This window comes from Amycolatopsis sp. NPDC021455 (assembly GCF_040640995.1).
In the GTDB taxonomy this organism is placed as follows: Bacteria; Actinomycetota; Actinomycetes; order Mycobacteriales; family Pseudonocardiaceae; genus Amycolatopsis.
This window is the reverse complement of record NZ_JBFACT010000014.1, coordinates 1-12,393: the sequence shown is the minus strand read 5'-3', so window position 1 is coordinate 12,393 and position 12,393 is coordinate 1. Positions and strand designations below refer to the sequence as shown.

At 71.3% G+C, this 12,393-nt stretch carries 9 protein-coding genes; 5 read left to right on the top strand and 4 right to left on the bottom strand.

The annotated features are described in order from the left end of the window. Positions 1-59 precede the first annotated feature (59 nt). The 5 genes from AB0G28_RS18825 (at position 60) to AB0G28_RS18805 (ending at position 8,891) form a co-directional block, all read left to right on the top strand. Entirely contained in the window at positions 60-3,161 is a 3,102-nt protein-coding gene (locus AB0G28_RS18825) for an efflux RND transporter permease subunit (protein WP_361089896.1), read from the top strand. Between the two features lie 19 nt (positions 3,162-3,180). Then, positions 3,181-3,633 (top strand): hypothetical protein, encoded by a 453-nt coding sequence (locus AB0G28_RS18820; RefSeq protein ID WP_361089893.1) that lies wholly within the window; start codon positions 3,181-3,183, stop codon positions 3,631-3,633. Between the two features lie 16 nt (positions 3,634-3,649). Then, positions 3,650-6,796, top strand: coding sequence for an efflux RND transporter permease subunit (locus AB0G28_RS18815; protein WP_361089890.1), 3,147 nt, complete (start codon positions 3,650-3,652; stop codon positions 6,794-6,796). A 121-nt stretch (positions 6,797-6,917) separates the two neighbouring features. Next, positions 6,918-7,718 (top strand): hypothetical protein, encoded by an 801-nt coding sequence (locus tag AB0G28_RS18810; RefSeq protein WP_361089887.1) that lies wholly within the window; start codon positions 6,918-6,920, stop codon positions 7,716-7,718. Positions 7,719-8,105: 387 nt separating this feature from the next. Then, the gene (locus tag AB0G28_RS18805; RefSeq protein WP_361090332.1) at positions 8,106-8,891 is read left to right on the top strand and encodes a hypothetical protein; all 786 of its coding nucleotides are present in this window, start codon (positions 8,106-8,108) and stop codon (positions 8,889-8,891) included. A gap of 96 nt (positions 8,892-8,987) precedes the next feature. On the opposite strand, the gene AB0G28_RS18800 is transcribed toward AB0G28_RS18805, so the two are convergent. The 4 genes from AB0G28_RS18800 to AB0G28_RS18785 are packed head-to-tail and all read right to left on the bottom strand — an operon-like array spanning position 8,988 to position 12,322. Next, positions 8,988-10,313 (bottom strand): HAMP domain-containing sensor histidine kinase, encoded by a 1,326-nt coding sequence (locus tag AB0G28_RS18800; protein ID WP_361089884.1) that lies wholly within the window; start codon positions 10,311-10,313, stop codon positions 8,988-8,990. Continuing rightward, entirely contained in the window at positions 10,303-11,004 is a 702-nt protein-coding gene (locus AB0G28_RS18795) for a response regulator transcription factor (protein WP_361089882.1), read from the bottom strand. The genes AB0G28_RS18800 and AB0G28_RS18795 overlap by 11 nt, the downstream gene beginning before the upstream one ends. Positions 11,005-11,024: 20 nt before the next feature. Further along, positions 11,025-11,534 carry a hypothetical protein gene (locus tag AB0G28_RS18790; RefSeq protein ID WP_361089879.1) on the bottom strand — a complete coding sequence of 170 codons (510 nt, stop codon included), beginning with the start codon at positions 11,532-11,534 and terminating at the stop codon, positions 11,025-11,027. After that, positions 11,531-12,322 carry an ABC transporter permease subunit gene (locus AB0G28_RS18785; RefSeq protein ID WP_361089876.1) on the bottom strand — a complete coding sequence of 264 codons (792 nt, stop codon included), beginning with the start codon at positions 12,320-12,322 and terminating at the stop codon, positions 11,531-11,533. Before AB0G28_RS18785 ends, AB0G28_RS18790 begins: the two co-directional genes overlap by 4 nt. Positions 12,323-12,393 lie beyond the last annotated feature (71 nt).

Genomic DNA, 12,393 nt, shown 5'->3' with positions numbered 1-12,393 from the left:
GCGGCCGTGCCCGCCGCGATGGCGCAATTGAAGGCCAATCGTGCGGGAGGGGCCCTGCCATGACGCGCTGGATCGTCGCTCAGAGCGTGAAGCTGCGGCTGCTGGTGATCGTCGCGGCCGTCGCGGTGCTGGCCTTCGGCTTCACGCAGCTGCGGGCCGCGTCGCTGGACGCGCTGCCGGAGTTCTCGCCCACCTCGGTCGAGGTGCAGACCGAGGCGCTGGGACTGTCGGCGGCCGAGATCGAGCAGCTGATCACCGTGCCGCTGGAGGCCGACCTGCTCAACGGCGTCGCGTGGCTCAAGACGATCCGCTCGGAGTCGCTGCCCGGGCTGTCCTCGCTGACGCTGGTGTTCGAGCCCGGCACCGATCCGCTGAAGGCACGCCAGGTCGTGCAGGAACGCATCACGCAGGCCAAGGCCCTGCCGAACGTGTCGAAGCCGCCGATCATGCTGGAGCCGCTGTCGTCGTCCAGCCGCGTGATGATGATCGGCCTGACCCCGAAGACGCTGTCGCTGATCGACACGTCCGTGCTCGCCCGGTGGACGATCAAGCCGCGCCTGATGGGCGTGCCCGGCGTGGCGAACGTGTCGATCTGGGGCCAGCGCGACCAGCAGCTGCAGGTCCAGGTCGATCCCAAGAAGCTGGCCGCCTCCGACATCTCGGTCGCGCAGGTGCTGCAGACCGCGGGCAACGCGATGTGGGTTTCGCCGTTGAGCTTCCTCGAAGCGTCGACGCCGGGCTCCGGCGGCTTCTTCGACACGGACAACCAGCGGCTCGGCATCCAGCACGTGTCGCCGATCTCCTCGGCCGAGGACCTGGCGAAGGTCACCGTCGAAGACACGCCCAACCGCATCGTCAAGCTCGGCGACGTCACCACCGTGGTCAAGGACCACCAGCCGCTGATCGGCGACGCCGCCGTCCACAGTGGACCGAGTCTCGTCCTGGTCGTCGAGAAGTTCCCCGGTGCCGACACCCTCGCCGTCACCCGCGGGCTCGACGAAGCGATCGGCGACCTGGGCCCCGGCCTGCAGGGTGTCGACGTCGACACCGGCGTGTTCCGGCCGGCGACCTTCCTCGATTCGGCGATCGGCAACGTCGGGCTGTGGCTGCTGATCGGCGGGATCCTGCTGCTGGCCGTGTTCGCGCTGACGCTGCGCTCGTGGCGGGGCGTGCTGGCCGGCGCGATCTCGCTCGTGCTGTCCCTGGCGGCCGGCTGGCTCGTGCTGAGCCTGTTCACTGCGGCAGCCGCCACGGTCAACCTGCTCACGGTCGCCGGGCTGGTGGCCGCGGCCGGGCTGGTCGTCGACGACGTCCTGACCGGCCTGCGCGAGATCCGGCTGGGCCTCGGCGACGACGGGAAGTCGCGAGCCGAGCTGGTCGTGGAAGCGAGCCTGGCCGCGCGGAACTCGGCGGTCTTCGCGACGGCGATCGCGCTGCTGGCCGCCGTCCCGGTGTTCTTCCTCGACGGCCAGGCCCGCACGTTCTACCTCCCGCTGGTGCTGGCCTACGGCGCCGCCGTGCTGGCGTCGCTGGTGGTCGCGCTGACCCTGACCCCGGTGCTCGGGATGCTGCTGCTCCGGCCGGCGCCGCGGCGGACCGTGCGGGAAGCAGCTTTCCTCTCGCGCGCGCTCGGCCGCCCCCGCCCGATCCTGATCGGCGCGCTGGTCGTCGTGGTCGCCGGGATCGGCCTGTTCCCGCTGGTCTCGCGCTCGCTCGTCCCGGCCGCGAAGGACCCGGACGTGCTGGTCCAGTTCAACGGCCCGGCCGGGACCTCCCTGCCGGAGATGAACCGCATCAGCGGGCGCGCGGGCGAGGAGCTGAAGCGGATCGGCGGCGTGCGGAACGTCGCCGTGCAGGTCGGCCGCGCGGTGCTGGCCGACCAGGTGGTCGGGACGAACTCCAGCCAGCTGTGGCTCACCCTCGAACCCGGCGCCGACTACGACGCGACGCTCGCGTCGGTCCGCCACGCCGTGAGCCGTTACCCCGGCATGAAGAGCCAGGTCCAGACCTACGGCGAGAGCCGCGCGGCGGAGATCCTCGCGACCGACAGCAACGACGTTACGGTCCGGCTCTACGGCCAGGACATCGACATCCTGCACCGCAAGGCCGACGAGGTCCGCGCGCTGCTCGGCGGCGTCTCCGGCATCGTCGGCCCGCGGATCGAGACCCAGGACGAGGAACCGACGATGCTCGTCGACGTCGACCTCGCCGCGGCGGCGCGCGTCGGGATCAAGCCGGGTGACGTCCGGCGCGAGGCGGCGACGCTGGTGAACGGCACCGAGGTCGGCAGCCTGTACGAGGGCCAGAAGATCTTCGAGGTCGTAGTGCGCGGCACGCCCGCCACCCGCAGCAGCCTCTCCAGCGTGCGCGACCTCGTGCTCGACACCCCGAGCGGCGGGCACGTGCGGCTCGGCGACGTCGCCAACGTGACCATCGGGTCGAAGCCGACGGTGATCAAGCGCGAGGACGTCTCGCGGCGGATCGACGTCACGGCGTCGGTGTCCGGGCGGTCGGTGAGCGACGTGTCCGCCGACGTGCAGAGCCGGCTCAAGGACGTCCAGTTCCCGCTCGAGTACCACGCCGCGCTGCTCGGCGACCACGCGGAACAGCAGGCCGCGCAGAACATGCTGCTGGCGGTCGCGGTCGCCGCCGCGCTGGGCGTGTTCCTCCTGCTGCAGGCCGCCTTCGCGAGCTGGCGCCTGGCCGGGCTCACGTTCGTCGCGCTGCCGTTCGCGCTCTCCGGCGGGCTGCTGCTGACCGTCCTGGTGGACGGCGGGCTGTCGCTCGGCTCCCTGGCGGGCCTGCTGCTGGTGCTCGGGGTCGCCGCGCGCGGCGCGGTCACGCTGATCCGGCACTTCCGGCGCCTGCGTGACGACGGCGTGGAGTTCGGCCCCGGGCTGGTCGTGCGCGGCACGCACGAGGCACTCGGCGGCGTGGTCGCGACCGCCGCCGCGCTGGGCCTGTTCTTCCTGCCGGTGCTGTTCTTCGGCACCGCGGCCGGGCTGGAGATCGTGCACCCGATGGCGGTGGCCGTGCTCGGCGGGCTGGTCACCTCGACGGTCCTCGTCGCGTTCGTCGTCCCGGCGCTGTACCTGGTCTTCGGGGCCCGGCGCGGGGAGCCGGCGGAAGCCGAAGTGTCCACAGTGGATGAACAAGCCTGAGTCCGCGGAGAGGAGCGAAATGCGTATCAGCAACCACGTCCGGACCGGCGTCGCCGTGATCGCCGCGGGCCTGGCCATGGCCGGCTGCGCGACCGCGAGCGGGACGTCGGCCGGTGGCCCGGACGAGGCGCCCGCGGTCGTCGAGCAGGTCCCCGAGGGGGAGATCCCCTCGGTGACGCTGACCGCCGACGCGGCCGAGCGGATCGGCCTGCAGACCGGCACGATCACCGAGCAGAACATCGACGGCGTGCCGCGCAAGGTCGTCCCGTACGCGGCCCTGCTGTACGACGCGAAGGGCGACGCCTACGTGTTCGCGACGTCGGCGCAGCTGGTCTTCAAGCGGGCCAAGCTCGTCGTCGACACGATCACCGGCGACCGCGTGGTGCTCGCCGACGGCCCGCCCGCCGGCACGACCGTGGTGACCGTCGGCGCGGCGGAACTGTTCGGAGCCGAAGCCGAAATCGGCGAGTGACCTGGGGAGACGTGCGATGCTGCGGTGGATCGTCGGGTCGAGCCTCAAGGGCCGGTTCCTGGTACTCGCGCTGGCCGGCGCGCTGCTGTTCTTCGGCTCGCTGCAGCTGAAGAAAGCACCGGTGGACGTGTTCCCCGAGTTCGCGCCGCCGCGCGTCGAGGTGCAGACGCTGTGCGTCGGGCTGAACGCGACCGAGGTGGAAAGCCTGGTCACCGTGCCGCTCGAGCAGGCGTTCAACGGCGTCGCGGGCATCGACACGATCCGGTCCAAGTCGGTCTCCGGCGTCTCGTCGATCGAGATGATCTTCAAGGATGGCACCGACGTCCTCAACGCCGAGCAACTGGTGTCCGAGCGGATCGGCACCGTCGCCCACCAGCTGCCGACGTGGGCGGCGCCGCCGGTGATCCGGCCGCCGCTGTCGGCGACCAGCCGCGCGATGCACATCGGGGTCAGCTCCAAGACCGTCGGCCTGCTCGACCTGTCGAACATCGCCTACTGGACGCTGCGGTCGCGGATCCTGCGCGTCCCCGGCGTGGCGAACGTGGCGATCTGGGGCGAGCGGCTGGACCTGCAGCAGGTGCAGGTCGACCCGAAACGCCTGAAGGACAAGGGCGTCACGCTCACCCAGGTCATGGAGGCGGCGTCGAACGCGGTGGACTCCGGGCTGCTGCAGTTCACCGACGGCGCGATCGTCGGCACCGGCGGGTTCGTCGACACCCCGAACCAGCGCCTCGGCCTGCAGAACCTCCCGCCGATCGTGACGACGAAGGACCTCGCGCAGGTCGCCGTCGAACGGACCAACGGCGCGCCGGTGCGGCTCGGCGAGGTCGCCGACGTCGTGCGCGACCACCCGCCGCTGATCGGCGACGCGGTGATCAACGACGGCACCGGCCTGATGCTCGTCGTGGAGAAGTTCCCGTGGGGCAACTCCCTCGACATCGACAAGGGCGTCGAGCAGGCGATCGACGAGATGCGCCCGGGTCTGGGCGGCATCGACATCGACACGACGATCTTCCGGCCGGCGACGTTCATCCAGTCGGCACTGGGCAACCTGACGACGTCGATGGTCATCGGCGCGCTGCTGCTGGTGCTGATGCTGGGCCTGTTCCTGTGGGACTGGCGGACCGCGCTGATCAGCGTGGTGGCGATCCCGCTCTCGGTGATCACGGTCGGGCTGATCCTCGACGCCGCGGGCTACACGATCAACACGATGATCCTGGCCGGGCTGGTGATCGCGCTCGGCGACGTCGTGGACGACGCGATCGTCGACGTCGAGAACGTGTACCGGCGGCTGAAACAGCATCGCGCCGGCCATCCGGGCGCCACGCGCGGGGCGACCGCGCAGGTGATCCTCTCGGCGTCGCTGGAAGTCCGGAAGGCGATCATCTACGCGACGGCGATCGAAGTCGCCGCCGTGACGCCGGTGATCCTGCTGCCGGGGCTGTCGGGGGCGTTCTTCCGGCCCTTGGCGCTGGCCTACGCGCTGGCGATCCTCGCGTCGATGTCGGTGGCGCTGACCGTGACACCCGCGTTGTGCCTGATCCTGTTGCGCAGAGGCAACTTCGAGCGGCGCGAGTCGCCGGTGGTGCGCTGGCTGCAACCCCGGTACACGGCCCTGCTGAGCCGGGTCGTGCGCCATCCGCGGCGCGCGTTCGCCGGGGCCGGGGTGCTGCTGATCGCCGGGATCGCGGTGTTCCCGCTGCTGGGGGCGTCGCTGTTCCCGGAGTTCAAGGAACGCGGGTTCCTGATCCACTGGATCACGAAGCCGGGCACGTCGCTCGCCGAAGAACGGCGGATCGTCGAGAGCGTCAGCCACGACCTGCGCGAGATCCCGGGGGTGCGGAACTTCGGTTCGCACATCGGGCAGGCGTTCCTCGCCGAGGAGATCGCCGGCGTGGACTTCGGCGAGAACTGGATCAGCATCGACCCGGACGTCGACTACGACAGCACGCTCGAAGCCGTCGAGGACGTCGTCAACCGCTACCCGGGGATGTTCCACAACGTCGAGACCTACCTCGCCGAACGGATCGAGGAGGTGCTGACCGGGTCGAGCAACCCGATCACCGTGCGGATCTTCGGCACCGACCTGGAGACCATGCGCGCCAAGGCGGAAGAGGTCAAGAACGCGATCGCCGGCGTCGAGGGCACTGTGGACGCGAAGGTCGAGCTGCAGCAGGACGAACCGCAGCTGCAGGTGACGGTGAAGCTCGACGAGGCCCAGAAGTACGGGCTCAAGCCGGGTGACGTGCGCCGGGCCGCGGGCACGCTGGTCGCGGGCGAGGAGGTCGGCGACATCTACCGCGGCGGCAAGACCTACGACGTCCAGGTGTGGAGCACCCCGCAGACCCGCCGGAGCGTCACCGACGTGCAGAACCTGCTGCTGGACACGCCGTCCGGCGGCCAGGTGAAGCTGGGTGACGTCGCGGACGTCGCCGTCGTCCCGGTGCCCAACGCGATCCGCCACGAGAACGCCGCGCGCCGCATCGACGTCCTGGCCGACGTGGGCGGGCGGGATCTCGGCGCGGTGGTCGGCGACGTCGAGCAGAAGCTGAAGGACATCCAGTACCCGCAGGGGTTCCACGCGGAGCTGCTCGGCACGTACCAGGAGCGGCAGGCCGCGCAGGACCGGATCCTGCTCGTCGCGATCGGCGCGGCGATCGCGGTGCTGTTGCTGCTGCAGTCGGCGTTCCGCAACTGGCGGATGACCGTGCTCGCGTTCTTCGCGCTGCCGATGGCCGTCGTCGGCGGGATCCTGGCCGCGCTGGTCAACGGCGGGGTGCTGTCGCTCGGTGCGCTCGTGGGGTTGTTCACCGTCTTCGGCATCGCCGCGCGCAACGGGATCATGATGATCAGCCACTTCCACCACCTGGAAGAGGCGGAGGGCGTGCCGTTCGGGCTCGACCTCGTGCTGCGCGGGGCCCGCGAACGGCTGCGGCCGATCGTGATGACCGCGCTGGCGACGGCGCTCGCGGTGCTGCCGCTGGTGGTCGCCGGGGACATCCCCGGGCACGAGATCGAGCACCCGATGGCCGTGGTGATCGCCGGCGGCCTGGTCACCTCGACACTGCTCAACCTGTTCGTCCTGCCTGCCCTGTACCTGCGCTTCGGCCGGGCCTCGCGGCCCGCCGGGATCGAGGAATCCGATGCGCCGCAGCACGTTTAGCCTCCTCGCGGCCGTCCCGCTGCTCGTGGTGGGCGGGTGCGGGACTCCCGCGCCGTCGTCGTCGCCCGCGCCTGCGCCTCCCACCACTTCGCGGGTGGCGCCGGTTTCGACTTCCGCCACCGTGAAGCCGGCGGTCGCGGTGCCGACGTGCGGGCCGGTGCACATCCCGGCCCTGGACCCGCACGTGTTCTCCCAGCCGACGAAGATCACCAGCCAGTGGATGCCGCTCGTGCCGGGGACCCGGATGGTCCTGGAAGGCCGCGCCAACCGCGGCGGCGGCGTGCTGCCGCACCGGATCACGTTCACGGTCACCGACCTGACCAAGGTGATCGACGGCGTCCCGAACCTGGTCACCTGGGACGTCGACACCGACAAGAACACGGTGTCGGAGGCGGAGCTGGCGTTCTTCGCCCAGGACGACGGCGGCAACGTGTGGAACTTCGGCGAGTACCCGGAGGAGTACCAGGGCGGCAAGTTCACCGGCGCGCCGAGCACATGGATCGCCGGGCTCTCCCGCGCGGAGGCGGGCATCCAGGTCCCGGCGAAGGTGCAGATCGGCACCCCGGAGGTGCTGCAGGGCTCGTCCCCGGACGTCGACTTCCTGGACTGCGCCAAGGACGTCAAGGCGACCGACCGGACCTGTGTCCCGGTGGGCTGCTACGACCAGGTCCGGGTGGTGGACGAGCGCAGCCCCCTGGCCCCGGATTCCGGCGTCCAGCGCAAGTCGTACGCCCCGGGCATCGGCAACGTCCGGGTGGAGGCGGTCGGCGACCCCGAAGGCGAGACGCTGGTCCTGGTCGAGCGGACGACACTGAGCCCGGCCGACCTGGCGAAGGCCCGGGCGGAAACCCGCAAACTGGACGAGCACGGCCGCGCCACCCACCCGGTCTACAAGGACTCGGCTCCCCTGCAGGGCCCCTGACTCCCGCTCTCCCGCGGCGCCCAAACGCCCCAATGTGGCGTTGGGTGCGTCCAACGCACCGAACGCCACATTGGGTGCGCTGGACGCACCGAACGCCACATTGGGGCGCATGAGCCGGGACGTCCCGAACGGGTGATCGTGGCCGGGAAAGGGCGTCAACGGACCGTTCGCAACATCCTGAGCTGGCTTGTTGCCGGCCGTTGTGGTGATCCTGGAAAGGTGAAGAGGGGGACCTGGGCCCGACACCCACTGGTGGTCGGCCACAAAGCCAATCCGGACGTAGTGCGCACCGCCGACCTGGAGGAGATCGGCATGCAACGCAGCAGCATCTATCGACGCTGCCTGCCCGGCGGCCCATGGCGGAGACTGCTGCCGGGAATCATCTTGTTGCGCTCCACCGAACCAACCGACGAACAGCGCTTGCGGGCGGCACTCCTGCGCGGCGGCGACACCGCGATGCTCACGGGCCTGTGGGCGCTGCGAAGACACGGGTTGGAGCAGTTCCCTGAGCCAGGTGACGTGCACATCCTCGTTTCGGACGAGCGGGAGATCACCAGCAGCGGCTTCGTCCTCGTCGAACGCACGACCCGGATGCCCGCTCCGATCTCCCGAGGCGGCCTGCCGGTTGCACCGGTGTATCGCGCCGCCCTGGACGCGGCACGCCGGATCCGGGATTTCGATGCCGTGCAAGGGTTGCTCACCGAGGCTGTGCAACGCAATCGCTGTACTCCGGATCAACTCGACAAGGAACTCCGGCTTGGCAGCCAACGCGGCTCGGCACTGCCTCGCCGTGCCCTGCAAGCCATCCTGTGTGGTGCGCAATCGATCGCCGAGGCCGACGCCTGGGAGATCTGGAAGCTCGCCGGCCTGCCACCGGCCGAATGGAACGTCCGGGTTTTCGACGAGCGGGGTACTTTCATCGCCAAGCCCGACGCCTGGTGCGATGACATCGCGTTCGCCTGGGAGATCGATTCCCGCACGTGGCACGGCGAGGGAGACGGTTATTCGGACACCCTCGCCCGCAATGCCCGCTACACCGCCGCCGGAATCGTCTTCCTGCAGACATTGCCGATCCATCTGCGCACCCGGCCGGACCGCGTGATCGCCGACCTCCGCTCGGCTTATGCAGCCGCGCAGCGGCGACCGCGCCCTTCGGTGAGCTGCCGCCCCTAGCCCGCAACAAAGCGCCCCAATGTGGCGTTGGTTGCGTCCAACGCACCGAACGCCACATTGGGTGCGCTGGACGCACCGAACGCCACATTGGGGCGCTCAGGTCTCCCGGGGCAGACGGACGTGGACCTCGGCGCCGCCGGGGGAGTCGGCCACCCAGGCGGACCCGCCGTGGCCGGCCGCGACTTCGCGGACGATCGCCAGGCCGAGGCCCGCGCCGCCGTCGTCGCGGGTGCGGGCCGTGTCCAGGCGGCTGAAGCGCGCGAACACCCGCTCGCGGTCCGCGGCCGGGATGCCCGCGCCGTCGTCGGTCACCACCAGCTCCGCGTGACCGTCCTCGGTGGACAGTCCGACCACCACCCGGGACGTCGCGTGCCGCTCGGCGTTGTCCAGCAGGTTGCGGATCAGCCGCCGCAGCTCGCCCGCCCGGCCCGGCACCCGAGCCGGGGTGAACGGCGAAAGCTCGACCCGCACCTTCCCGCGTGCGCTCAGCGACTCGGTCTCCGCGAGTACCAGCTCGTCCAGGTCGACCGGCCCAGTGGCAGACATAGAAGAGTCCAGTTTGGACAAAGCCAGCAGCTCGTCCGTCACCGCGGCCAGCCGCGCCGCTTCCTGGTGGTTGTCCCGCGCCAGCCGCGGCCAGTCCGTGCGGTCCGGGTGCGCCAGGCCGACCTCCAGCCGGGCCAGCATGCCCGCCACCGGGCTCCGCAGCTCGTGCGCGGCGTCGGCGACGAACCGGGACTGCCGCTCGGCCGACGACTGCAGCCGGCCGAGCATCGCGTTCATCGTCCGGGCGAGCAGGCCGACCTCGTCCGCCGTCGCCGGTTCGGGCACCCGCCGGGACAGCTCGCCGGCGCCGATCCCGGCCACCTCGTGGCGGATCGCCTCCACCGGCCGCAGCGCCCGGCCCACCAGCAGCCACGCCAGTGCCGCGATCCCGGCCAGCAGCACCGGTGAGCTGACCGCCAGCGCCGACGTCGTCGCGTCCACCGCTTCGGCGGCCGGGTCCAGCGAACTCGCCGCGTAGACGGCCAGCGAGCCGGTCGCCGCCACGCCCGCGACCGTGTAGTCGTGGTCCTCCTCGATGCCCGGGTTTTCGACGATCACCGGTCCCGAACCGTCGGGCCACCCCGGCAGCAGCGGGCCGCGCCCGGCCAGCGCGGTCCCCGCCGCGACCACCCGGCCGCCACGGTCGACGACCTGGACCAAGGCCGTCCCGAGCGGTACGCGTCCGGTCCCCGCTGCGGCCACCTCGGCGGCGGTGTCGCGGGCCCGCTGCTCCGCCGCGTTCTCGGCGTTGGCCGTGAGGTTCTGCCGGACCAGCGTGACGACGACCGCGCCGCCGGCCAGCAGGCCGAGCCCCACGACGAGCACCGCCAGCACGGTCAGCCGGACCCGGACCGTGCCGGATCTCCTATCCGCCATCGGGATCGAGCCGGTAGCCGGTGCCGCGGACGGTGCCGATCGCGTGCCGCCCGAACGGCAGGTCGACCTTGCGCCGCAGGTAGCCGATGTAGACCTCCAGCACGTTCGTCTCGCCGGCGGCCAGCACTCCGTCCCAGACCCGTTCCAGGGCGAACGCCTTCGGCACGACCCGGCCCGGCCGGGACATCAGCAGTTCCAGCAGCGCGAACTCGCGCGGTGTCAGGTCGATCTCCGCCGTGCCCCGGCGGCACGTGCGCGCGGCCCGGTCGAGGACGAGGTCGCCCGCCACCAGGCTCATCGCGTCCCGCGGCCCGGTCCGGCGCAGCAGGGCCCGCAGCCGCGCCAGCAGCACGCGGTAGGAGAACGGCTTGGGCAGGTAGTCGTCCGCGCCGAGGGTCAGCGCCCGCACCTGGTCCTGCTCGCCGTCGCGCGCGGTCAGCACCAGCACCGGCGTGCCGACCCCGGCCGCCCGCCACCGCGTGCACACGTCGAGCCCGGCGAGCCCGGGCAGCATCAGGTCGAGCACGATCAGGTCGTACCGGCCGTTCAGGCCGAGGTCGAGCGCGACCAGGCCGTCCCCGGCCGTCTCGACGGCGAACCCGTCGTGCCGCAGCCCTTCGGCGAGGGCGGCCGCGACCGTGCGCTCGTCCTCGACGACGAGCACGCGTGCGGCCGAAGGCGCCACGGGCATCCCCCAGTTTACCGCGCTGATCAGCGGTTTCTCGCCTGTCGATACCGGATCGCGCCCGCGCCGAGGCCGAGCAGCACCGGCACCACGAGCACCACCGGCAGCGCGCCGCCGGCGTCGAGTGTCCGTTTTCCGGCGACGTCCAGGTGCACCGGCGGGCTGACCACGAGGGGACCCCGGCCGGCGTCGGGAATCAGCACGACGTAGACGGCGAAGCTGCCCACGTCGACGGCCTGGATCGACCAGCTCAACGTCCGGGTTTCGCCGGGCCCGAGGTCCTCGATGACCTGGCTGCGCTCCGACGACCAGTCCTCCGGGTCGACGTACACGCTGTCGGTGAGGCTGACGACGTTGAGGTGGGCGAGGATCTGCCCGCTGGGCCCGGCGCCGGGGTTGCCGACCTTGCTGGTGAGCGTCACCCGTTCGCCGACCGACATCGCGACGGCGGCCCGGTCGAAGCCGACGTCGGCGGCGGCCGCGGGCGAGGCCAGCGCGAACAGCAGGCCCACCACGAGAAGGAGTGTCTTCGTCATGCCGCGCGCACCCCCGGGAACAGCCGGACCAGCCGCGGGCTCCACCCGGTCAGCACGGCCGTGGCCAGCACGAGCAGGACCACCGGGGACACGAGGTAGCCGAGATCGCGCGTCCACGCGTGCCCGCCCACCAGCACCAGGCCGACGTAGTGCAGCCCGGACGCGACGGGGTTGGCGCGGGTCAGCACGTCGAAGAACCAGCCGCGCGGCAGCCCGCCGGGCAGCTGCGTCGGCGCGAACAGGGCGAGCAGCACGAACAGGCTGATCGCCAGGCTGGCCTTGTTGCTGCCGGACACCGAGCTGATCAGCAGGCCGGCCGCGGCCAGCCCGGCGGCGAGGACGGTGCCGACGGTCAGGGCGAGCACGAGCGCGCCGGCCACCAGCGAAATGCCATTCCCGAGCACCCAGATGTAGGGCACGGTGACGACGAAGGCGCCGAACCACACCGAAAGCGCGGCGACGAGCTTGCCCAGCACGATCGAGCGCCGCGGGACCGGGGTGAGCAGCAGGCATTCGAGCGTGCCGCGTTCGCGTTCGCCGCTGATGCCGTCGGCACTGACCACCAGCGTCACGAGGACACCGACGCCGACCGCGATCTGCAGCGTGAAGTTCACGGCTTCCTTGTGCTCCAGGAAGTTCAGCGTCTGGTCGATCGCGGTGAAGTAGGTGATCGCGCTGACCAGCAGGCTGAACGCGAACAGCAGCACCGGCGCCCGCCCGCTCAGCCACAGGTCGCGCGCCTCCTGCGCGGCCACCACCCGGGCGCTGATAGGACTACCTTCCTTCATGGCTGGGACCTCCGAGGAACGCTTCGGGCGCTTGTCCTGCGAGGACTAAAATGAGACGGCGTCCTCGAAGG

What these genes read in the sequence shown, in the direction of transcription:
- AB0G28_RS18825 (WP_361089896.1), top strand. Translation starts at nt 60, where the DNA reads ATGACGCGCTGGATCGTCGCTCAGAGCGTGAAGCTGCGGCTGCTGGTG.
- AB0G28_RS18820 (WP_361089893.1), top strand. Translation starts at nt 3,181, where the DNA reads ATGCGTATCAGCAACCACGTCCGGACCGGCGTCGCCGTGATCGCCGCG.
- AB0G28_RS18815 (WP_361089890.1), top strand. Translation starts at nt 3,650, where the DNA reads ATGCTGCGGTGGATCGTCGGGTCGAGCCTCAAGGGCCGGTTCCTGGTA.
- AB0G28_RS18800 (WP_361089884.1), bottom strand. Translation starts at nt 10,313, where the DNA reads ATGGCGGATAGGAGATCCGGCACGGTCCGGGTCCGGCTGACCGTGCTG.
- AB0G28_RS18795 (WP_361089882.1), bottom strand. Translation starts at nt 11,004, where the DNA reads ATGCCCGTGGCGCCTTCGGCCGCACGCGTGCTCGTCGTCGAGGACGAG.
- AB0G28_RS18790 (WP_361089879.1), bottom strand. Translation starts at nt 11,534, where the DNA reads ATGACGAAGACACTCCTTCTCGTGGTGGGCCTGCTGTTCGCGCTGGCC.
- AB0G28_RS18785 (WP_361089876.1), bottom strand. Translation starts at nt 12,322, where the DNA reads ATGAAGGAAGGTAGTCCTATCAGCGCCCGGGTGGTGGCCGCGCAGGAG.